Origin of the sequence: Burkholderia sp. BCC1977 (assembly GCF_905339595.1) — a bacterium.
In the GTDB taxonomy this organism is placed as follows: Bacteria; Pseudomonadota; Gammaproteobacteria; order Burkholderiales; family Burkholderiaceae; genus Burkholderia.
Genome location: NZ_CAJPGQ010000029.1, coordinates 35,233 through 56,955 on the forward strand (window position 1 = coordinate 35,233; position 21,723 = coordinate 56,955).

The 21,723-nt window shown below is 70.2% G+C and carries 20 protein-coding genes and 1 pseudogene; 10 read left to right on the forward strand and 11 right to left on the reverse strand.

What is annotated here, in order from left to right; all coding sequences use genetic code 11:
* The first annotated feature begins 106 nt into the window (after positions 1–106).
* Complete coding sequence (gene mgrA, locus U5771_RS22790) at positions 107–1,150, forward strand: L-glyceraldehyde 3-phosphate reductase (protein WP_322026046.1); 1,044 nt, start codon at positions 107–109, stop codon at positions 1,148–1,150.
* A 127-nt stretch (positions 1,151–1,277) separates the two neighbouring features.
* Here mgrA and U5771_RS22795 read toward each other — a convergent pair whose 3' ends face one another.
* From U5771_RS22795 to U5771_RS22805, 3 genes and pseudogenes are all read right to left on the reverse strand, one after another.
* The gene (locus U5771_RS22795) at positions 1,278–1,463 is read right to left on the reverse strand and encodes a hypothetical protein (protein ID WP_014895742.1); all 186 of its coding nucleotides are present in this window, start codon (positions 1,461–1,463) and stop codon (positions 1,278–1,280) included.
* A 302-nt stretch (positions 1,464–1,765) separates the two neighbouring features.
* Positions 1,766–2,647 (reverse strand): DMT family transporter, encoded by an 882-nt coding sequence (locus U5771_RS22800; protein ID WP_322026047.1) that lies wholly within the window; start codon positions 2,645–2,647, stop codon positions 1,766–1,768.
* 317 nt (positions 2,648–2,964) lie between these two features.
* Positions 2,965–3,528, reverse strand: a pseudogene (locus tag U5771_RS22805) (MFS transporter); the annotation flags it as partial.
* A gap of 330 nt (positions 3,529–3,858) precedes the next feature.
* Here U5771_RS22805 and U5771_RS22810 point away from each other — a divergent pair.
* Together U5771_RS22810 and U5771_RS22815 are read left to right on the forward strand one after the other, a co-directional pair.
* A complete protein-coding gene (locus U5771_RS22810; protein WP_011886311.1) occupies positions 3,859–4,071 on the forward strand; it encodes a hypothetical protein in 213 nt (70 codons plus the stop codon).
* A 49-nt stretch (positions 4,072–4,120) separates the two neighbouring features.
* Positions 4,121–5,152 (forward strand): serine/threonine protein kinase, encoded by a 1,032-nt coding sequence (locus tag U5771_RS22815; protein ID WP_322026048.1) that lies wholly within the window; start codon positions 4,121–4,123, stop codon positions 5,150–5,152.
* Positions 5,153–5,224: 72 nt separating this feature from the next.
* Here U5771_RS22815 and U5771_RS22820 read toward each other — a convergent pair whose 3' ends face one another.
* Positions 5,225–6,667, reverse strand: coding sequence for a coniferyl aldehyde dehydrogenase (locus U5771_RS22820; RefSeq protein ID WP_322026049.1), 1,443 nt, complete (start codon positions 6,665–6,667; stop codon positions 5,225–5,227).
* Positions 6,668–7,388: 721 nt separating this feature from the next.
* Here U5771_RS22820 and U5771_RS22825 point away from each other — a divergent pair.
* A complete protein-coding gene (locus tag U5771_RS22825; RefSeq protein WP_322026050.1) occupies positions 7,389–9,029 on the forward strand; it encodes a GMC family oxidoreductase in 1,641 nt (546 codons plus the stop codon).
* Between the two features lie 33 nt (positions 9,030–9,062).
* On the opposite strand, the gene U5771_RS22830 is transcribed toward U5771_RS22825, so the two are convergent.
* The 6 genes from U5771_RS22830 to fliF are packed head-to-tail and all read right to left on the reverse strand — an operon-like array spanning position 9,063 to position 15,909.
* Positions 9,063–10,445, reverse strand: coding sequence for a flagellar hook-length control protein FliK (locus U5771_RS22830; protein WP_322026051.1), 1,383 nt, complete (start codon positions 10,443–10,445; stop codon positions 9,063–9,065).
* Positions 10,446–10,476: 31 nt separating this feature from the next.
* Positions 10,477–10,935: a flagellar export protein FliJ gene (gene fliJ / locus U5771_RS22835; RefSeq protein ID WP_322026052.1), complete on the reverse strand. Its 459-nt coding sequence runs from the start codon at positions 10,933–10,935 to the stop codon at positions 10,477–10,479.
* Between the two features lie 5 nt (positions 10,936–10,940).
* Positions 10,941–12,491, reverse strand: coding sequence for a flagellar protein export ATPase FliI (gene fliI / locus U5771_RS22840; RefSeq protein WP_322026053.1), 1,551 nt, complete (start codon positions 12,489–12,491; stop codon positions 10,941–10,943).
* Positions 12,485–13,168 (reverse strand): flagellar assembly protein FliH, encoded by a 684-nt coding sequence (gene fliH, locus U5771_RS22845; protein WP_322026054.1) that lies wholly within the window; start codon positions 13,166–13,168, stop codon positions 12,485–12,487. The genes fliI and fliH overlap by 7 nt, the downstream gene beginning before the upstream one ends.
* Entirely contained in the window at positions 13,161–14,156 is a 996-nt protein-coding gene (gene fliG / locus U5771_RS22850; RefSeq protein ID WP_322026055.1) for a flagellar motor switch protein FliG, read from the reverse strand. The genes fliH and fliG overlap by 8 nt, the downstream gene beginning before the upstream one ends.
* Complete coding sequence (gene fliF / locus U5771_RS22855) at positions 14,146–15,909, reverse strand: flagellar basal-body MS-ring/collar protein FliF (protein ID WP_322026056.1); 1,764 nt, start codon at positions 15,907–15,909, stop codon at positions 14,146–14,148. The genes fliG and fliF overlap by 11 nt, the downstream gene beginning before the upstream one ends.
* Before the next feature lie 250 nt (positions 15,910–16,159).
* Between fliF and fliE the strand changes: the two genes are divergently transcribed.
* The 6 genes from fliE (at position 16,160) to U5771_RS22885 (ending at position 20,339) form a co-directional block, all read left to right on the forward strand.
* A complete protein-coding gene (gene fliE, locus U5771_RS22860) occupies positions 16,160–16,504 on the forward strand; it encodes a flagellar hook-basal body complex protein FliE (RefSeq protein ID WP_040142465.1) in 345 nt (114 codons plus the stop codon).
* Between the two features lie 295 nt (positions 16,505–16,799).
* Complete coding sequence (fliS, locus tag U5771_RS22865) at positions 16,800–17,234, forward strand: flagellar export chaperone FliS (RefSeq protein ID WP_322026057.1); 435 nt, start codon at positions 16,800–16,802, stop codon at positions 17,232–17,234.
* Entirely contained in the window at positions 17,231–17,563 is a 333-nt protein-coding gene (locus tag U5771_RS22870; RefSeq protein WP_322026058.1) for a flagellar protein FliT, read from the forward strand. Before fliS ends, U5771_RS22870 begins: the two co-directional genes overlap by 4 nt.
* 75 nt (positions 17,564–17,638) lie before the next feature.
* Positions 17,639–19,018 carry a flagellar hook-length control protein FliK gene (locus U5771_RS22875; protein WP_322026059.1) on the forward strand — a complete coding sequence of 460 codons (1,380 nt, stop codon included), beginning with the start codon at positions 17,639–17,641 and terminating at the stop codon, positions 19,016–19,018.
* Positions 19,015–19,335, forward strand: a complete 321-nt coding sequence (locus U5771_RS22880) for an EscU/YscU/HrcU family type III secretion system export apparatus switch protein (RefSeq protein ID WP_322026060.1) — start codon at positions 19,015–19,017, stop codon at positions 19,333–19,335. The genes U5771_RS22875 and U5771_RS22880 overlap by 4 nt, the downstream gene beginning before the upstream one ends.
* Before the next feature lie 269 nt (positions 19,336–19,604).
* Positions 19,605–20,339, forward strand: a complete 735-nt coding sequence (locus tag U5771_RS22885; protein WP_322026061.1) for a PepSY-associated TM helix domain-containing protein — start codon at positions 19,605–19,607, stop codon at positions 20,337–20,339.
* A 184-nt stretch (positions 20,340–20,523) separates the two neighbouring features.
* Here the strand turns inward: U5771_RS22885 and U5771_RS22890 are convergent, their stop codons facing one another.
* A complete protein-coding gene (locus U5771_RS22890; RefSeq protein WP_322026062.1) occupies positions 20,524–21,549 on the reverse strand; it encodes an XdhC family protein in 1,026 nt (341 codons plus the stop codon).
* Positions 21,550–21,723 lie beyond the last annotated feature (174 nt).

The following is a 21,723-nucleotide window of genomic DNA, read 5'->3' on the forward strand; positions in this document are numbered from 1 at the left end:
TCGGCCACGTTCGCTACCATAACCGTCGTATGTTTCCTTCGCCGCCGGCGCGCGATGTTCGCGCGCGGCGCGCGGCCCTTCCCCGACGTCCTGACGGAACCGACTCATGGCCTACGAAGCAGCTTCCGAACGTTATGCCGACATGCAATACCGCACCTGCGGCAAATCCGGGCTCAAACTGCCCGCGCTGTCGCTTGGCCTGTGGCACAACTTCGGCGACTCGACGCCGATCGCGACGCAGCGCGACATCCTGCGCACCGCGTTCGACCTCGGCATCAATCACTTCGACCTCGCGAACAACTACGGGCCGCCGTACGGCAGCGCCGAAACCAACTTCGGCCGGCTGCTGAAGGAAGATTTCCGGCCGTATCGCGACGAACTGCTGATCTCGACGAAGGCCGGCTGGGACATGTGGCCGGGGCCGTACGGCAGCGGCGGCGGGTCGCGCAAGTACGTGCTCGCGAGCCTCGACCAGAGCCTGCAGCGGATGGGGCTCGACTACGTCGACATCTTCTATTCGCACCGCTTCGACGCGCACACGCCGCTCGAGGAAACCGCCGGCGCGCTCGCATCGGCCGTGCAGCAGGGCAAGGCGCTGTACATCGGCATCTCGTCGTACTCGGCCGCGAAGACGCGCGAGATGGCCGAACTGCTCGCGCAATACAAGGTGCCGCTGCTGATCCATCAGCCGTCGTACAACATGCTGAACCGCTGGGTCGAGCCGGACCTGCTCGGCACGCTCGACGACATCGGCACGGGCAGCATCGCATTCACGCCGCTTGCGCAGGGACTGCTGACGTCGAAATACCTGAACGGCGTGCCGGCCGATGCGCGCGTGAACAAGCCGGGCGGCGGCTCGCTGAAGCAGGATCACCTGAACGCCGACAACCTCGAGCAGGTGCGCAAGCTCAACGGCATCGCGGAGCGGCGCGGGCAAAGCCTCGCGCAGATGGCGCTCGCGTGGGTGTTGCGCAATGGCCGCGTGACGTCCGCACTGATCGGCGCGAGCCGTGCGGAACAGGTGCGTGAAAACGTCGGCGCGCTGAAGAACCTCGCGTTCTCGGCCGACGAACTCGCGGAGATCGATCGCTACGCGACCGAAGGCGGCATCAATCTGTGGGAAAAGCCGTCCACCGATCAGGCGATCTGATCGGCAGCAGGGACAGTCGATACGGGATGCGAACGATCGCATGCCGTGTCGCGGCTATCGCAGCGCACACACGAGCCGTCACGTCGCTGCGATGCAGCGAGGTGACCGGCGCGCGCAACGCGCGTCGCTAGAGCAGCGCAGGCAGGCCTTCGACGAGCAATACCGCCACGCCGACGCCGAGGATGACGCCGAGCACGCGCAGCAGGTTGTGGCGGAATTCGGTTGCACACGGCACCGCGCCGAGAAATAGCGCTCCGGCCAGCGCCATCGGAATCAACAGGATGAAGTCGCCGATCGTGAAATAGGTCGTCATGCGTGTCTCCATAGTCGGCCGGAACGGGCGCACGCGCGTCTTCCAGCCCCATGCCGGGCATTTCTGATAGTTGGACCGACCCGATCGAGAGCGGGTCGGACAGTTCGAGTATAGGCAACCTCGCCGCGTTTTTCGCTATCCGAACCATTAAAAGTATGCGGAAAACCCCGGGGATTCCGCATTTTTTCCGCGAATCGGACGAATGCCTTGCGCAAGTCTTTCCCGTTCCTTTCGATTTGCGCGGAAACGTCGTACGTGTTCGATACGGGCCGCCGTACCCGCGGGTGCGGCGGCCCGTCCGCTTACGCGCGATCGGGTTGCGCGCGAACGGCCGGCGTGCGGAAGACGAGCGCGAGCCCCGCGACGATCGCCCCCATGCCGGCGAGCGCGAGCGGCTCGGGCCGGTTGCCGAGCCAGGCCGCGTCCATCAACGTGGTGACGACGGGTACGAGATAGAACAGGCTCGTCACGTTGACGAGATCGCCGCGCTGCATCAACCGGTAGAACAGCAATTGCGCGATCACCGAGATCACGATGCCGAGACACAGCAGCGGCACGACGAATGCCCAGCCGACCTCGAGCGAGATCGGCCGGAACGGCAGGATCGCCACGCACAGCGCGAGGCCGATCGCGTTCTGCAGCGGCAGCACGTCGGCAGGCGCCGCGCGCACGCGCTTTTGCAGCAGCGAGCCGGCGGTCAGCGCGACGAGCGCCGTGAGCGCGCAGGCGACGCCCATGAGCGGCAGGCCGGCACCGCCCACGCCGCGGCACACGACGAGGGCGAGGCCGGCCAGCGACAGCCCGAGCCCGGCGATGCGCATCGGCTGCCAGCGCCGCTCGACGATCGCGAGCGTGAGGATCGGCTGCACGCCGAGGATCGTCGCGAGCACGCCCGGCGCGATCCCGCGGTCGAGCGCGAGCAGGTAGAAGATCGAATAGCCGCCCATCATCAGCAGACCGGTCAGCGCGGCCATGCGCCGCTCGCCGCGCGGCGGCAGCCAGCGTCCGCGCATGACGGCGAGCACGAGCAGCACGAGTGACGCGAGCGCGAATCGTGCGGTGAGAAAGACGAACGCGGATGCGTGACGCAGACCGAGTTCAGCGAAGATCGCGCCGCTGCTCCACAGCAAGACGAAGAGCGACGTCACGCCATGCGCGGCGAGCGCGCGTTTGAACGAAACCATGTGAATCCACCTGTCGAACGGATCGAAACGTTCCATGTCGCGCGCGTAGCAACGCGCCGTGCGTGATCGCGCACGAACGGCCGCAAGCGGGCGAATGGAAAACGGAGAACGAAAGCCGGCCGGTCAGCCGACGCGTGCCGCCGGCGGGGGCGGCGCGGCGCCGACGAGCGGCGGTGCGACAGGAGGCGGGAGGACCGACGGATGCGCGCACGCCTGCGGCCGCGAGTCGAACTGCGGCCGGGATTTTGCGAGGGCGGACGTGAGCGGATGCATCGTGTCGAAATGCGCTTGAACGCGAATGAACGTCAAAGGTAACGCAAGGCGGTGATCCAGCGCAACAGCTGTCGGCGGCAGGCCGGCGCCGCGCGTCCGGCCATCCCGCCGATCGCGTTGCCGCCGACGTAGCGCCCCATCGCGAGCCCGAGCCCGTCCGGGCGTACTGCCTCGGCGAGATGCACCATGCCGATCGCGGGCACGCCGCCGAGCGCGAGCCCGGTCAGCGCGCGCGGCACGAGCCTCTGGTGCCGGTGCGGCGCGAACGCGGCGACGCGCGTGAGCAGCGACGACAGCAGCAGCGACGCCGTCATCGGCCGGTGGCGGCTCACGCCTTTGGAGACGAAGCCCGCGACGAACACGGCGACGGCGACCGCGGCGGTCGAGAACGGCAGCGTGAGACTGCTCTGCACGGGGCTGACGCCGAACGTGCGCGAGAATTCCGGCAGCAGCGGCTGCACGTAGTAGCGCCGCGAGAAGGTCGCGTACCCGGCGAACAGCAGCGCGACGCTCGCGCGCCGCCAGTAGCCGCGCGAGCCGCGTTCGAGGTAGGGAGGCGAGGTGTCGCGGCGCGAGGCCGCGGGCGTGGTTCCGTTCGGTGCGGTCACGCGAAGTTTCGTGACGACCGGGCAAAGGGCAGACGATACGCCCGTCGTGCGATTCGCGTGCGCGCCGCGCGTGTGGGCGGATTCGGCGGGCAGTCACATTCGACAGGGTATGATGGGGGTGTCCGCCCGTGCAAGCGCATGCGCGGCGCAGTGGTTGATTGGAGACATTCGACGAATTCGCGGCACTTCGCCTGCTTCTTCTTCTTTTCGCGCTTCGATAAACCGTGAACAATGGGATCACGCGCAACACCCCGATGAGGGCGGCGCGGATCGTGCATTTGCCGGCTCGCCAGCGAGCCGGGTTTCAAGTTTCAAGAGTGGGGAACCATCATGCATGTCGGGTCGATTGTCTGCACTACCCATATCGCGGTGCCGAAGGGCGCGCGCGGCATCGTTCAGCGCGTTCTGGGCGACATGGCCATGGTGACCTGGTACGCGGGCGTGCCGGGCGAGTCGAAGGAACTCAACACCGAACCGTTCTTTCTCGAGGACCTGATCGACACCGGCGAATCCGTGCTGCCGGCCGGCGCCGCGATCCACTGAGCGTGCGTGCCGCACCGGGCGCTCGTGTTTCGGCGCGGCTGACGGCACAATGCGGGGCATGAAAGACGACACTTCCGCTCCCGCAACGCCCGCCGGCCCGCCGTTCGCCGGCCTCACGCCCGAGTGCGTGCTCGACGCGCTCGACAGCGTGCTGATGCCGTCCGGGCTGCGCACCGACGGGCGCCTGCTCGCCCTCAACAGCTACGAGAACCGCGTCTACCAGGTCGGCATCGAAGACGGCCCGCCCGTCGTCGCGAAGTTCTACCGGCCCGCGCGCTGGTCGGACGACGCGATCCTGGAAGAACACGCGTTCGTCGCCGAACTCGCCGCGCGCGAGATTCCGGCGGTGCCCGCGCGCGTCGTCGACGGCCGCACGCTGCACGCGTTCGACGGCTTTCGCTTCTCGATCTTCGAGCGGCGCGGCGGCCGCGCGCCCGATCTCGACCGCAGCGACACGCTCGAATGGCTCGGCCGCTTCATCGGCCGCATTCACGCGGTCGGCGCGACGCAGCCGTATGTCGCGCGTCCCGTGCTCGACATCCGCACGTTCGGCTACGAGCCGCGCGACTACCTGCTCGCGCACGATTTCATCCCCGACGATGTACGGCCCGCCTACGCGACAGCGGTGGCGCTCGCGCTCGAAGGCGTCGAGGCCGCGTTCGAGCGGGCGGGCGAGATCCGCCTGCTGCGCACGCACGGCGACTGCCATCCGAGCAACGTGCTGTGGACCGACGCGGGCCCGCATTTCGTCGACTTCGACGACAGCCGGATGGCGCCCGCGGTCCAGGATCTGTGGCTGCTGCTGCCCGGCGATCGCGAAGGCGCGTCGCGCGCGCTCGCGGACCTGCTCGCCGGTTATGAGGACTTCTGCGAATTCGAGCCGCGCGAGCTGCATCTGGTCGAAGCGCTGCGCACGCTGCGCCTGATCCACTACGCGGCCTGGCTGGCGCGCCGCTGGGACGATCCGGCGTTTCCGGCCGCGTTCCCGTGGTTCAACACGCATCGCTACTGGGAAGCACGCGTGCTCGAGCTGCGCGAGCAGATCGGCGCGATGCAGGAAGGGCCGCTCTGGCCCGTGTGACGGCGCGCGCGGCAACCTCGCCGCGCGGCATGCTCGGGCGGGCCGACGCGCGTGGCGCGCGGCCCGCATCGCTCAGAACCTCAGCATCATCCTGATTACCGCCGCGAAGCGCTTGCCGTAAGGCGGTGCGATCAGCCCGCGGGTATTCAGGCGCGCCTGCGTGAGCACGGGCTTCATTTTCGAGAACGTCACGAAGCCGTCGTAGCCGTGATACGCGCCCATCCCGCTCGCGCCGACACCGCCGAACGGCAAGCTGCCGCACGCGATGTGCATCAGCGCGTCGTTCACCGTCACGCCGCCCGAGATCGTTTCGCGCATCACGCGGTCGACCGTGCCGCCATCCTCGTCGAACAGATACAGCGCGAGCGGCCGCGGCCGCGCGTTCACGTACGCGATCGCCTCGTCGAGCCGCTCGTACGGCACGAGCGGCAGCAGCGGCCCGAAGATTTCCTCCTGCATCAGCTGCGACGCGACCGGCACGTGCGTGACCGCGCACGGCACGAAGCGGCGCGACACGGGATCGGACTGCGCGTCCGACAGCGGATGCAGTTGCGCGCCGGCCGCCTGCGCGTCGGTCGCGAGCTGTTGCAGCCGGGCGTAATGGCGCGGCGTCACGATCGTCGTGTAGTCGCCGTTGGTCGACAGGTCCGGATACAGCTTCGCGAAGCGCGCCCGCGCGCGCTCGATGAACGCGGCTTCCATCCCGCGCGGCAGCAGCACGTAGTCGGGTGCGATGCAGGTCTGGCCCGCGTTCAGCGTCTTGCCGCCGATGATCGCGTCGACGGCCGCATCGAAGCGCGCATTCGGGCCGACGATCGCCGGCGACTTGCCGCCGAGCTCGAGCGTGACAGGGGTGAGATTGTCGGCCGCGGCGCGCATCACGTGACGGCCGACTTGCGTCGAGCCGGTGAACAGCAGGTGATCGAACGGCAGCGCGCTGAACGCGGCGCCGATCTCCGCATCGCCGTTCACGACCGCGACGTGGTCGCGCGAGAAGGTCTTCGCGATCAGCTGTTCGAACAGCGCCGACGTGCGCGGCGTCAGTTCGGACATCTTGACGATCGCGCGGTTGCCGGCCGCGAGCGCGCAGATCAGCGGCCCGGCCGCGAGCAGGATCGGATAGTTCCACGGCACGACGATGCCGACCACGCCGAGCGGCTGCGGCAGCACCTTCGCGCGTGCCGGCCGCAGCCACTTGTTCATCGGCTTGGCGGTGGGCTTCATCCAGCGCTTGCCGTGCTTGAGCGCGTCGTCGATCTCTTCCTTCGCCATCCAGATTTCCGACAGCAGCACTTCCTGTTTCGCGCGATGCCCGAAGTCGGCGCTGATCGCCTCGGCGAGCGCATCCGCGTGATCGATCAGCATCGTGCGCAGCGCGCGCAGGTGCTGCGCGCGGGTGTCCCACTCCGGATACGGCGCGCGCAGATAGGCCGCGCGCTGGTCGCGCAGCAGCGACGTCAGCGCATCGACCGACGGCAGCGCTTGCGGGGCCAGTTCGGGCAGGTCGTTCTTCATGTCGTCTCCTCCAGTTGGGCGTGGCACGTCGGCCAGCAGTCAGGCCGCACGTACCCGCTCGGCGAGCGTGGCGGGGCGGGTCAGGATGGCGCGCGTCGCGCGGCGCGGGGCCGGATGCGATGCGCGGGCGAAAACAGGGTGCAGCGTGCGGCAAGCGTCGCATCCGCGCGACGGTGTTCGCGTTCCAAAACGGGGTTGCCCGGGATGCGCGTACGGCTCGATGCGAGTTCCGAATGGTGCGCGATCGCGCGCCGCCGGCGCTTGCCGACGCGCCGAACCGGGGCAGCGTGATGCGCGTGACGATACGCTTGCAGGCAGGGCCTGCCGCGCATCCGACGCGCCGTTCAAACGGTCGGCGATACGTGGCGTCGTTCGATTTCGACCGGCCGCGCGCACGGTGTTGCACGTCACCGCCCGGGCATCCGTTTGAAATGAAATGCAGGCCGTGCGCGGTGCGTCCGGACAACCCGGTCGGCACGCGGCCTGCAGAACGTCGCGCTGCATCGTCGTCTCCCCAGTTTCGCGACGGCGCGGCTTCTTTCGGCCGGTGCATCGCGTCGCATCAATCGATACATCTTAAATTTAGTTCACGCGGGCGTTTAGAGGAATCGCTCTTGAATCGGCGTGCCGCGCGCGCGACGGCCATTCCTACAATGCCCGAACATTACAAGCGGGAGCCGGGCCGCGCCGGGCGCCGTTCATGACACGAAGGAGACGTGACATGCAATACGACTACATCATCGTCGGCGGAGGGTCGGGCGGGTCGAGCCTCGCCAGCCGCCTCGCCGATGCATGCCCGGACGCGACCATCGCGCTGATCGAGGCCGGCTCGCACACGGAGCGCAACCTGCTCGTCAACATGCCGGTGGGGATCGCGGCGCTCGTGCCGTTCAAGCTCGGTACGAACTACGGTTACGAAACGGTGCCGCAGCCGGGGCTCGGCGGCCGCCGCGGCTACCAGCCGCGCGGTCGCGGAATGGGCGGCTCGAGCGCGATCAACGCGATGATCTATACGCGCGGCCACCCGGGCGACTACGACGAATGGGCGCAACTCGGCGCGACGGACTGGGGCTGGCGCGACGTGCTGCCGTATTTCCGCCGCGCGGAAGGCAACCAACGCGGCGCCGATGCATGGCATGGCGCGGACGGCCCGTTGACGGTGTCCGATCTGCGCTTTCGCAATCCGTTCTCCGAACGATTCATCCAGGCCGCGCACGCGGCCGGTTATCCGCTCAACGACGATTTCAACGGCGCGACGCAGGAAGGCGTCGGCTTCTATCAGGTCACGCATCGCGACGGCTCGCGCTGCAGCGTCGCGCGGGCGTACATCTACGACCGCAACCGGCCGAACCTGCAGGTGATCACCGATGCGACGGTGCTGCGCGTGGGCTTCGACGGCAAGCGCGCGGTCGGTGTCGTGGTGTCGCGCGATGGACGCGTCGAGACGCTCGGCGCGCGCGCGGAAGTGATCCTGTCGGCCGGCGCGTTCAATTCGCCGCAACTGCTGATGTGCTCGGGGATCGGGCCGGCGGAACAGCTGCGCCGGCACGGGATCGCGGTTGTGCAGGACGCGCCGGACGTCGGCACCAACCTGATCGACCATATCGACTTCATCATCAACACGCGCGTGAATTCGTCGGAGCTGGTCGGCGTGTGCCTGCGCGGGATCGCGAAGATGACGCCGGCGCTCGCGCGCTACTTCTCGAGCCGCACGGGGATGATGACGAGCAACGTCGCGGAGGCCGGCGGCTTCATCAAGAGCGACCCGTCGCTCGATCGTCCGGACCTGCAACTGCATTTCTGCACGGCGCTCGTCGACGATCACAACCGCAAGATGCACTGGGGCTTCGGCTATTCGCTGCACGTGTGCGCGCTGCGCCCGTTCAGCCGCGGCACGGTCGCGCTCGCGAGCGGCGATGCGCGCGACGCGCCGCTGATCGATCCGCGTTTCTTCAGCGATACGCGCGATCTCGACCTGCTCGTGCGCGGCGCGCAGGCGATGCGCCGGATCCTGTCGCAGGCGCCGCTCGCGTCGCAGGGCGGGCGCGAGCTGTACACGCGGGCGGACCAGAGCGAAGCCGAGCTGCGCGCGACGATCGTCGCGCATGCGGACACGATCTATCACCCGGTCGGCACCTGCCGGATGGGCTCGGATGCGCGCGCGGTCGTGGATCCGCAACTGCGCGTGCGGGGCGTCGAAGGGCTGCGGGTGGTGGATGCGTCGGTGATGCCGACGCTGATCGGCGGGAACACGAATGCGCCGTCGGTGATGATCGGCGAACGCGCGGCGGACTTCATCGTCGCGACGCGCCGCGGCGGCGTGCCGCGCGGCGAGGCGGCCGCGGCGGCGCACGGCCGCTGAGCGGCGCGCACCGGCCCGCGACCGGCACGATGCTCAGGCGAACGTATCGACGAGGCCCGCGCGGCTCACGGTCGCGCCGGCCGCTGCGGATTGGGCAGCGTCGACCGGTGCGTCGACGGCTGACGATCCGGCGCGTGCGCGCGGCGACGACTGGCCGCCGGCGAAGCCTTGTTGCGGGCTCTGCTGCTGCGACGCGAAACCGCCGGCGCTGACGGTCGCGCTGCCCAGGCCGAGACCGCCGGCTTCCATCGCTTCGCGCAGCTTCGGCAGCGCGGCTTCCACCGCGTCGCGCACCTGCGCGTGCTGCGACACGAACAGCGCATGCGCGTGGTTGTCCGCGACGCGCAGCACGACCTGCAGCGGGCCGAGGTCCGGCGGGTTCAGCGTCAGCTCGGCGCTCTGCTGGTGCGCATTCGACAGGAACACGACCTTCTGGCTCAGCGCGTCGGTCCAGTCGGCGGTGCCGACATGCGGGGCCAGCACATGCGTGTTGGCCGCGGCGATCGTGCTGGCGGCGGGCGATGCCTGGAGGTTCGCCTGTGCGGCTGCCGCAGCCGTGGCGGCGGCAGCGGCCGTTGCGTCGGCGGCCGGGCTCGCGGTTTCCTCGGCGGCCGCGAATGCGTGCGCGGCGGGTTGGCCGGTGGCGCCGGCCTGCAGCGCCGGTGCGGTGGTTTGCGCGGGCGTCTGCTGTGTCGCGAGCGCGCCTTTCGCGTCGGCGAGCGTGCGGTCGAAGGTCGGGACTTTCGGCGTCAGCGGCGCGGCGGCGGCCGATTCGCTCGTCGTCGCTGCCGGTGCCGCCGCTGCTGCCGCCGCCGTGCCCGTCGCGGGCATCGCGATCGCACCCGCACCGCCCGTCAACTTCGCCAGCGCGGCCTGCAGCGCGTCGCGACCCGACGCCGGGGCAGCCGGCTCGGCGGCCGCATCCTTGCCGGCATGATTCGTCAGCGCGGCCGTGGCGTCGGGCTGGCCGGATACGGCCGTCGTTTGCACGGCGGTGGCGGAAGTGGCGGAAGCGGCGGCGGTTTCGGCATCGGCCGGCGCCGTGTCGTTCGCGCGCACCTGCAGTTGTGCCTGCACGGCGGCGGCCGCGGCGAGCGCGGCGGCGTCGGGATTGGGCGTCGCGTTCGCGTCGTCGGTCGACTTGTCGTCGTCGCTGTCGTGGTCGGACAGCTTCGTGCCGGCGGCCGGCGTCGACGATGCCTGCTTCGTCGAGACGTCCGGCTTGCCGGCGAGCGCCGCGTCGTGCCGCGTGCCGACGCTTTGCTTCAGCGTCTGCGCGAACGGCACGGCGGCCGGGCTGGTTGCGGCATCGTTGCCGGTGGACTTGGCGGCGGCGGACGAACCCGCGTCGCGGACGGCCTTGAGTGCGGTGCCGGCGGTGTCGAGCAGCGCGCCGAGCAGGGGCAGGGGAGGCATGACGATTCTCTCGTTCGAAAGCGGTGAGCGGTTACGCCGAGCGGGCCGCGTCGGCCCGCATGCGCAGGATCTTCGCGGCGTGTTCGTCGGCGTCGCGCTGTTCGCGCTTCGCGGTACGCTGCGCTTCCTGCGCGACGCCGCGCGCCTGCAGGATTTCGTATGAGCCGACGGTGCGCTTCTTCTGTTGCCAGTTCGGGCGCGCCTCGTCGATGCGGACCTCGGCCGCGGCCAGCACGTTGCGCTGCTGCACGATCGCCGCGTCGAGCGTATCGATGAACGCCTGGAAATTGCGCCAGTTGCCGGCCGGCATCCCGTGCTGCGCGGACTGTGCGAAGCGCGCGTGGTATTCGTCGCGATAGCGCAGCAGCGCATCGAGCTGTTCGGCGGCCGCGGTGCGGTCGCGCTGCGCGGTGCCGAGCTGCTTCGCGGCCGTGTCGAGGTCTTCCTGCGCGCGGTCGAGCAGCAGTTGAAGGGGAAAACCGGGTGCCATCGGGATCAGCCTCCGTGTACGTCGAACAGCGCATCGAGCGCGGCGAGGCTCGACGCGAACGGTGCGCATTCGCGAAAGCCCTGCTGCAGGAACGATTCGATGCGCGGGTAGAGCGCGATCGCGCGGTCGAGCTGCGCGTCGCGGCCCGGCGCGTAGGCGCCGACCGCGATCAGGTCGCGATTGCGCTGGTAGCGCGACAGCATCTGCTTGAACTGCCGCACGCGGTCGAGATGCGTTTCGTCGATCAGCGCGGTCATCGCGCGGCTGATCGATGCCTCGATGTCGATCGCCGGATAGTGGCCGGCTTCGGCGAGCGCGCGCGACAGCACGATGTGGCCGTCGAGGATCGCGCGCGCCGAGTCGGCGATCGGGTCCTGCTGGTCGTCGCCTTCGGTCAGCACCGTGTAGAACGCGGTGATCGAGCCGCCGCCTTCGGGCCCGTTGCCGGTGCGCTCGACGAGTGCGGGCAGCTTCGCGAACACCGACGGCGGATAGCCCTTGGTCGCGGGCGGCTCGCCGATCGCGAGCGCGATCTCGCGCTGCGCCATCGCGTAGCGCGTCAGCGAATCCATCAGCAGCAGCACGTGCTTGCCCTGGTCGCGGAAATATTCGGCGAGCGAGGTCGCGTAGGCGGCGCCCTGCATCCGCAGCAGCGGCGACACGTCGGCCGGCGCCGCGACGACGACCGAGCGCGCGAGCCCGTCCTCGCCGAGGATCTGTTCGATGAATTCCTTCACTTCGCGGCCACGTTCGCCGATCAGCCCGATCACGATCACTTCCGCGCTGGTGTAGCGCGCCATCGTGCCGAGCAGCACCGATTTGCCGACGCCGGAGCCCGCGAACAGGCCCATTCGCTGCCCGCGGCCGACGGTGAGCAGCCCGTTGATCGCGCGCACGCCGACGTCGAGCACGTGGTGGATCGGCTCGCGATCGAGCGGGTTGATCGACGGCGCCGACAGCGGCGCGTCGACCTTCGACGCAAGCGGGCCCAGGCCGTCGAGCGGGCGGCCCGACGCGTCGACGACGCGCCCGAGCATCTCCCAGCCGACCGGCAGCCGCTTGGCGCCCGCGAGCGGATCGGCGACGGGCGCGGCCTCCAGCGGCCATACGCGCGCGCCGGGCAAGACGCCGGCGACGTCGGTGGTCGGCATCAGGAACAGGCGATCGCCGGAGAACCCGACGACTTCCGCTTCCGCGTGCGGCAGCGTGCTGCCGGGCGGCAATTCGATCGTGCATTCGGCACCGACCGACAGGCGCAGCCCGATCGCCTCGAGCACGAGGCCCGCGGCGCGCGTGAGGCGCCCGCACGGCCGCAACGGCAGCGCGCGGTGGCTGCGTGTCGCGAGCCCGTTCAGGTGGGTGCGCCAGTGCGCGAGATGCGGATTGTGCGGCGCGCGCGGCGCATCGCCGGCGGCATCCGTCGCGTGCGCCGGCGCGTCGTGCGCGTCGTGCGCGGTGTCGAGCATGCCGTCGGGGCCGAACGACGCGAGCGCGAGCTCGCGTTCGAGCGGCGTCATACCGTCGTACAGGATCGATTCGCGCGTGGGCGTCACCATGCGCTCACCTTGCCGATCGCGGCGGCGACGCGCTGCCAGCGGGTGGGCAGCGTCGCGTCGACCTCGCCCGTCGCGGCGTGCGCGCGGCAGCCGCCGCGCTCGATCGACGCGTCGGCGCGCACGTTCCAGCCGAGCGTATCGAGATCGTCCTGCAGATAGGCTTCGATGACGGGCAGGTCGGCCGGATTCACCGCGAGATGCGGCGCGCCGGACAACGCCGGCTCGGCGGCGAGTACGTCGCGCACCGCCGCGACGAGCGCGGCGGGATCGTGCTTCACGTGCTGGCGCACGACCTGCTGCGCGATGTCGAGCGCGAGCTGCGCGAGCTCGGACGCGAGATCGTGCTCGACGCTCGACACGGCTTCGCGGAACGACGCGGCGAGCGCCGCGAGCTGCGCGGCCTGCTCGCGGGCGTCGGCCTGGCCGGCTTCGAAACCGTGCTCGCGGCCTTGCTCGAAACCGGCCTGGTAACCGAGTGCCTGGCCTTCGACGTGACCGGCCGCATGGCCTTCGGCATGCGCGGCGTCGCGCACGCGCTGCAGTTCCTCGGCGAGCGCGGCGGCGGCCGCTGCCGCGTCGTCGGGCGGCGGCGGGGGCGGCGGCGGATCGAACGACGCCATCTCCCACCGCTGGTACGCGGTGAGGGTGCCGGCGCGGTCGCGCGCGGAATCAGACATACGCGTCTTCCGCCTTGCCGCCGATCACGATCTGACCGCTTTCGGCGAGGTTGCGCACGATCTGCAGGATGCGGCGCTGCTGCGTCTCGACTTCGGACACGCGCACCGGGCCGCGCGCGTCGAGATCCTCGGCGAGCAGTTCGGCCGCGCGCTGCGACATGTTCGCGAGGAACTTCTGGCGCAGCGCGGGCGGCGCGCCCTTCAGCGCGATGATCAGCGTTTCCGACTCGACTTCCTTCAGCACCATCTGGATCGCGCGATCCTCGAGGTCGAGCAGGTTCTCGAACACGAACATCTGGTCGACGATCTTCTGCGCGAGGTCGGCGTCGTACTGGCGCACGCTTTCGAGCACGCCTTCTTCATGATTGCTCGTCATGAAGTTGAGGATCTCGGCCGCGGTGCGGATGCCGCCCATCGGGCTGCGCTTCAGGTTGTCGCTGCCGGACAGCAGGCCGGTCAGCACGTCGTCGAGCTCGCGCAGCGCGGCCGGCTGGATGCCGTCGAGCGTCGCGATCCGCAGCATCACGTCGTTGCGCAGCCGCTCGGTGAAGCACGACGCGATCTCGGACGCCTGGTCGCGGTCGAGGTGCACGAGGATCGTCGCGATGATCTGCGGATGCTCGTTCTTGATCAGTTCGGCCACCGCGCCCGAGTCCATCCACTTCAGGCCTTCGATGCCGCTCGTGTCGCTGCCCTGCAGGATCCGGTCGATCAGCACGCCGGCCTTGTCCTCGCCGAGCGCCTTGGTCAGCACCGAGCGGATGTACTCGCTCGAATCGAGCGACAGCGCGGTGTGCTGCTCGGCTTCCTTCGCGAACTCCTGCAGCACGTCCTCGACCTGCTCGCGCGTGACGTTCTTCAGCGCGGCCATCGCGGCGCCGATCTTCTGCACCTCGCGCGGCGCGAGGAACTTGAATACTTCAGCGGCCTCTTCCTCGCCGATCGACATCAGCAGCAGCGCGCTCTTGGTCAGGCCTTCAGCGTTCATCGGACACCCAGTTCTTCACGACGGTGGCGACGATCTTCGGATCCTGGCGGGCGATCGTGCGCGCGTAGTCGAGGTTGCGTTCGTAGCGGTTCTTTTCGTTCTCGAAGCCGAGCAGCAGCGCATCGGGCTCGTCGGTCTTGTCCGGGGCGGGCAGGCCGTCGAGCACGACCGCATCCTCCGGCGCCGCGAGCGCCGGCGCGACCGGCTCGGGCGGCGGGAACGCGCGGCGCATCGCCGGGCGCACGAACATGAAATAGAGCGCCGCCGCGGCCGCCGCGATGCCGAGCCACTTCGCGGCTTCCTTCGCCATCGCGATCATGTCCGGCTGGCGCCACCACGGCAGGTCGGCGTACGGATCGCTGACGGTCGAGAACGCGCTGTTCACGACGTTCACCGAGTCGCCGCGCTTCTCGTCGTAGCCCATCGCGTCCTTCACGAGCTGCTCGATCTGCGCGAGCTTCGCGGGCGGCAGCGGCTGCATCGTCACGTGGCCCTTCGCGTCGGCGACCGGCTGGTAGTTGACGACGACGGCGACCGACAGCCGCTTCACGTTGCCCATCGGCTGCTCGACGTGGCGGATCGTCTTGTCGAGCTCGTAGTTGGTGGTCTGGTCCTTGCGGTCGCTGACGGGCGTCGACTGCGGCCCGTTCTGGCCGTTGCCGGCGACGATCGGCGCGGAGGCCGGCTGCGGCGGCGTGTTCGACAGCGCGCCCGGCACGCCCGAGGCGCCGCCCTGCGCGAGCTCGGTCGCGCTGCTGGTCTGCTGGCTGCGGATCGCGGTCTGCTGCGGCGTGCCGTTCGGGGCGTAGCTTTCCGAGGTCTGCTCGAGCTTCGAGAAATCGATGTCCGCGCTGACCTGCGAGCGCGCGTTGCCGGTGCCGAAGATCGGCGCGAGGATCGCGTCGATGCGCTTCTGCGTGTTGTGCTCGACCTGCTGCACGTACTTGAGCTGGCTCGCGTCGAGGCCGGACGCCGACGCGGACTGCGTCAGCAGGTTGCCGTCCTGGTCGACGATCGTCACGTTCTTCGCCGGCATGTCGGGCACGCCGGACGACACCATCCGCGTGATCGCCTGGACCTGGCCCTCGTCGAGCACGCGGCCCGGGTAGAGGTCGACGAACACCGATGCGCTCGGCGCTTCCTTGTCGCGCACGAACACCGACGGCTTCGGGATCGCGAGATGCACGCGCGCGCCGCGCACCGCGTTGATCGATTCGATCGTGCGCTGCAGCTCGCCTTCGAGCGCGCGCTGGTAGTTCACCTGCTCGGCGAACTGGCTGATGCCGAATTTCTGGTTGTCCATCAGCTCGAAGCCGACCGAGCCGCCCTTGGGCAGGCCCATCGCGGCGAGCTTCAGGCGCGTTTCGTGCACCTGGTTCGACGGCACGAGGATCGCGCCGCCGGCGTCGGCGAACTTGTAGGGAACGTTTGCCTGCTGGAGCGCGGTGATGATCGCGCCGCCGTCGCGGTCCGACAGGTTGCTGTACAGCACGCGATAGTCGGGCGCGCGGCTCCACAGCACGAGCGCGGTGATCGCGGCGATGGCGAGCGCGACGGCGATCACGAACGGCAGCTTCGGGTTGCCCTTCATCCGCGAGATGCCGGGGAGGCGTTCCGCGAAACCGCCGAACCCGAAGTCCGCGCCGGCGCCGCCTGCTCCCGGCAACGCGGCGGCCGCGGTGGCGCCTGGCACCGGGCTGGCGAGGCCCGTGCGGGCGTCGGGGTTGATCAGCGAGTTGGCCTGCGAATCCATGCGTGGAGTTTCTCCGGAGCGGGACGACTGAGCCGCTCGGACGAGCGGACGGACAATGACACGATGCGATTATCGGGACCCGGGCGCGACTCCGATCGACCGAAAAGAGCGGAGTTTCCCCCGTACTTTCACGGCTTTGGCGCGCGCCGCGCTGCTATCCTTTTTCGCGATCCGGCATGGTGCGCGTCGTGCGGCGCCGTTGGATCGCCCGGTGCGTCCGGGTCTCATCTCTTATAGGTCTGGGGACAGCATGGCTGCCAACGTCAGCGGAATCGGTTCGGTGTTGCAACAGATGCAGGCGATGGCCGCGCAAGCGAGCGGCGGCGTGGCGAGCCCGACGGCGGCGCTCGCCGGCTCGGGCGCCGCGACCGCCGGCACGTTCGCGAGCGCGATGAAGGCGTCGCTCGACAAGATCAGCGGCGACCAGCAGCACGCGCTCGGCGAGGCGCAGGCGTTCGAGGTCGGCGCGGCGAACGTGTCGCTGAACGACGTGATGGTCGACATGCAGAAGGCCAACATCGGTTTCCAGTTCGGGCTCCAGGTCCGCAACAAGCTCGTGAGCGCGTACAACGACATCATGCAGATGTCGGTGTGACGCGACGGGCATCCGGGGACGGGCAACCGGGGGCGGCCATCCGGGGGCGGCCATCCGGGGACGGCCAACCGGGGGCGGCCAACCGGGGACGGCCAACCGGGGGCGGGCATCCGGGAGCGGCCATCCGGCGACGGCCACCCCGGAGCGGCCACCCCCGGGAGCGGTTTGCCGGCCGGCCCGGCGGGCCGTGCACCTAAAGCTTTTCAATTCCCTTCCGATAACTCTGGAACAAGGCCGCGTCGTGCACCGCAGGGCGGCGGCCACCGCATAGCCAACGCATCACAAGGAGAAGCGCATGTTTTCCCCAGGACACGCTGGAGCCAGTGCGTACGCGCGTGTCGGCGTCGAGACGGGGGTGATGGGCGCCTCCCCGCACCGGCTGATCGCGATGCTGTACCAGGGCGCGCGACAGGCCATTGCGCTCGCGCGCATGCATTTGCAGCAGGGCAACGTGCCCGCACGCGGCGATGCGATCGGCAAGGCGATCGGGATCGTCGAGAGCGGCCTGCAGGCGTCGCTGAACCGCGACGCGGGCGGCCAGATCGCCGGGCGCCTCGACGCGCTGTACGCGTATATCGGCCGGCGCCTGCTGGAAGCCAACCTGCAGGCGAGCGACGCGATGCTGGTCGAGGTCGACGGGCTGCTCGCGACGCTCGAGGAAGCGTGGACGGGCATCGCCCCGGAAGTCGCTCGCATGGCCGCGCAACAGGCGGCGGGCGCGGCGCGATGAAACTCAAGGCCGAATACTTCGCCTGCTACGAGGCGCTCGCGGCCGTGTCGGGCCGCATGCTGTGCGCGGCGCGCGGCGCGGACTGGAACGCGCTGCCGGCGTTGCAGGCCGAATTCCTGCGGCTCGTCGACGGGTTGAAGGAGGCCGATCCGGGCGTCGCGCTCGACGAAGCGGACCTCGGCCGCAAGCTCGCGCTGATCCGCCGCATCCTCGCCGACGACGCCGCGATCCGCGATCTCGCGAGCCCGGAAGTCGCGCGGCTGTCCGCGCTGTTCGAGGCGCGGCGCTCGACCAAGGTATTGACCGATCTCTACCGCGCTCGCGGGTAGTGCCCGTTTGCCGGGGCGGCGGTTGCCGCGTGCCCGGCTTCGCAACGATGTGGCTGAGGTGATCAGGCTCCGATCATGACCGGTATCGACTCCGTTGCGGCCGCCCTGCTGGCGAGCCGCCTCGACAGCCTGCTGACCGGCACCGTGACGGCGCCCGCCGGCGGCGCGGCGGCGCAGGTCGGCACGCCGGGCGCCGGCGCGTCGTCGCCGTCTTCGACAGGGGCCACGCCGGCCGCGCCGCCGGCGTCCGCGCAGACCGCGCTGTCCGATGTCGCGCTCGTGCTCGACGCGATCTCGCGCTCGGGCGGCATCGCGACGCCCGTGATCGCCGGGCGCACGCCGCTGCTGGCCGATCCTTCCGTGCTGCTGAACGCCGCGGCGGCCGTGTCGCCGGACGGGCCGCCGGCCGCCGGTCCGGCTGCGTCCACCGCCGCTTCCACTGCCGCTTCTTCCGCTGCCTCGTCCGCTGCCTCATCCGCGTCGGACGTCGCGGCCGCGCGCGCTGCGGCGACCGCGCCGCCCGTCGCGGCGCTGCGCGCGGCGCTCGCGCAGGCCGTGAGCGAAAGCGGCCTCTTCTACGAATCCCATCTCGCGCAGTGGCTGGCCGGCCAGCGTCCGCTCGCCGCGCTGATGCGCGAACCGCAGGCGCGCCTTACGACCGCGCCGGTGCAACCCGCCCCGGATGCCGCGCAGCAAGATGCGCCCGACGTGCTCGACGAACTGCTCGCGCAGCGTCTGCCGTTGCCGACGGCGGCGCCGCGATCCGTCACGCAGCCGGGTGTGCCCGCGCCGGGCGGTGCCGTCCCGCACGAGCTTGCGCAGAACGCGCAGCTGGCCGCCCGGCCAGGTACTGCGTCGGGCACTGCCGCGCTGACCGACCCGCTCGGCGACCACCCCGGCACGCGCTGGACGCCGGCGCGCGCCGAACTGGCCGCTGCGTCGGCCGATCCGCAGGCGCAGGCAGCGGCTCCCGTGCATCCGGCCGCCGTGCCGATCGTCCGGCAGCAGCTCGATGCACTCGCGACCGACCAGTTCCGCTGGACGGGCGAGGCATGGCCCGGCGCACGGCTCGACTGGACGATCGAGCCCGACGAGCCGGGCGGTCACGCGTCGCGCGGCGGCGACGACGCCGGCGACGGGATCGCCTGGCGCACGCGGCTGACGCTCACGCTGCCGTCGCTCGGCACGGTCGACGCGGAGCTGGTGTTGAACGGCACGCAGCTCGTCGCGCGCCTGCGTGCGAACTCGGCCGGCGCCGACCGGCTCACGCGGAACGAGGCCGCGCTGCGGCAGCGGTTCGAGGGATCGGGCCTGCAGCTCGGCGGACTGTCGATCCGCGCGGTCGGCGACGAACCGGACAGCTTCGATCCGCTCGTCGCGCAAGCGGCGGCCGCCGCGTATGCGCGCAGTGCGGCTGGCGGCACGCCGGGCGGCGACGACGAGGTGCCGCGATGAGCATGACGTCCCGCAAGCGCGCGGCCGCGCTCGTCTACGATCCGAAAGGCGGCGATACCGCGCCGCGCGTGGTCGCGAAGGGGTATGGCCTGCTCGCCGACATGATCGTCGCGCGCGCCCGGGACGCGGGGCTGTACGTGCATACCGCGCCTGAGATGGTGTCGCTGCTGATGCAGGTCGACCTCGACGACCGGATTCCGCCGCAGCTTTACCAGGCCGTCGCGGATCTCCTTGCGTGGCTGTATGCGCTCGATCGCATCGAGCCCGAGCCGGGCGACGCCGCGCCGCGCTTTCCGCTGCCGCCGCTGCGACGCTGAGCGCTCGCGGGCGCCGGTTTTCTTGCGAAATGCTGTCCGGGTCTTTCGCGATCATTTCGCCGGCATTTTTCTTTTATTGGCCGGGATCGGCGTGTAATCCGCGTGCTTTGTCGGTTATCGCCGGGCTTTCGCGCTCGCCGTGCCATCAGCCGGCGGATTGAGCGGCCGCGTCATTTATGTAATGATATCCATTCTCATTTTCATGCTGCCCGGGCGGCGCACGTTTTTCCGTGCGCCGCCCGTTGCTTTGAACGAATGGATACTCTCGCGTGAACGCGCCCGAAACGATCGCCCCGCCGCAGGCGGGCAGGCCCCCCGCGGGCATCACCGTGCTGCATCCGGCCGCACGGCCCCTGAGCGACGCCGAACTGGCGGCGCGGCGCCAGCGCTCGCGCCGTGCGACCTTCATCAAATGGCTGCGCAAGGTGCACGGCTGGGTCGGGCTGTGGGGCGCGGTGCTCGGGCTGCTGTTCGGCGTGACGGGCGTGCTGCTCAACCACCGTGCGCCGCCGCTGAAGATCCCGACCGGCGAACCGCAGGTCGAGCAGATGCAGATCGCGCTGCCGGACCCGGTGCCGAAGTCGCCGGCCGCGATGACGACGTGGCTGCAGCACGAACTGCACTTCGACGGCCGGCCGGGCCGCGTGCGCAAGGAGCCTGCGCAGCCGGTCGCCTGGGGCGACAAGCGCGTGATGCAGCCCGAGCACTGGCAGATGGGCCTGTTCGGTCCGCACCAGAACCTGCAGGCCGAATACTGGGTCGGCAACGGCTACGTATCGGTGAAGCGCACCGGCAACACGTTCCTGACGACGCTGAACAACCTGCATCGCGGCGTCGGCATGAGTCTCGGCTGGGTACTGCTGATGGACACGATCGCGGGTTCGCTGATCCTGTTGTCGCTGACGGGCGTGCTGCTGTGGACGGAGCTGAACAAGCGCCGCACGGTCGGCGTCGTGCTGGTGGCCGGCTCGGTCGCCGCGGCGCTCGCCGCGGGCCTCGCCTGACGTCGCCATCGACGCGCGCCGGCCTGCCGCCGGCCCGTGACGGCCATCCGGCGCGGCCGTGCGCCGAGGGCGACCGGTTTCAAGAGAACGCCGGGCCGCCCCGAGTTTTCAGCCCCGAAGGAAGTCCCCCTGGAGGATGACCGACACGGGGGGGGCTGGCGCGTAGCGACAGGTCTGGGGGCGTTCAGAGGCCGCAGGTCGCGCCGCTGTTTGCCGCGATCTCGCGGGCGGCCTTCGCGCCCTCGACCTGCAGGATCGTCGGCAGCGACACGTTGTTCTTCGCGGCCGTCACCTCGGCGAGGATCGAGATCGCGATTTCCGGCGGCGTGCGGCTGCCGATGTAGATGCCGGCCGGCCCGTGCAGCCGCGCCAGTTCCGCGTCGCTCAGGTCGAATTCGAGCAGCCGCTCGCGCCGCGCCGCGTTGTTGCGCCGCGAGCCGAGCGCGCCCACGTAGAACGCGGGCGTCTTCAACGCCTCCATCAGCGCGAGATCGTCGAGCTTCGGGTCGTGCGTGAGCGCGATCACGGCCGAACGCGCGTCGAGCTTCATGTCGAGCACCGTGTCGTCGGGCATGGTGTGCACGACGCGCGTGCCCGGCACGTCCCACGCATCCGTGTATTCCTCGCGCGGATCGCAGACCGTCACCTGGTAGTCGAGCCCGACCGCGATCTGGCACAGATAGCGCGACAATTGCCCGGCGCCGATCACGAGCATCCGGTAGCGCGGCCCGTGGATCGTCACGAGCCGTTCGCCGTCGAACGCGAGCCCGTCGGTCGCCTGCGCGGGCGACAGCGACGCGCGGCCGGTCGCGAGCGTCATCGTGCGCGTGACGAGGCGGCCGGCTTCGACTTCCGCGCACAACGCGGCGATCCCGCTGTCGCGCGTGAGCGGCTCCAGCACGAGCTGGATCGTGCCGCCGCAGGGCAGCCCGAAGCGGTGCGCTTCCTCGGCCGTCACGCCGTACTTGACGGCTTCCGGGCGGGCGTCGGCCGCGATCCCGCTCGCATGCACGCGGGCGATCAGGTCGTCCTCGATGCAGCCGCCGGACACGGAGCCGACCACGAGCCCGTCCTCGCGCACCGCGAGCATCGCGCCCTCGGGGCGGGGCGACGAGCCCCACGTCTTCACGACCGTCACGAGCAGCGCGCGACGCCCTTCGTCGAGCCAGCGCGCGCTGGATTTCAGTACATCGAGATCGACGCTTTCCATCATCCTTTCCTGTTGCCGGACGGCCCGTCGGGCTGGACCGTCGTTCGATGGCGGGATTATGAACCGCCCGGCGCGCGCGTGCCGGCAGCGTGCAGATCGTGCGGGCAAATCCGGACGATCGGGCAAGAAATCGCGACGATCGGGTAGTGGCCGCGGGCGGGCGGGCGAAGCGGC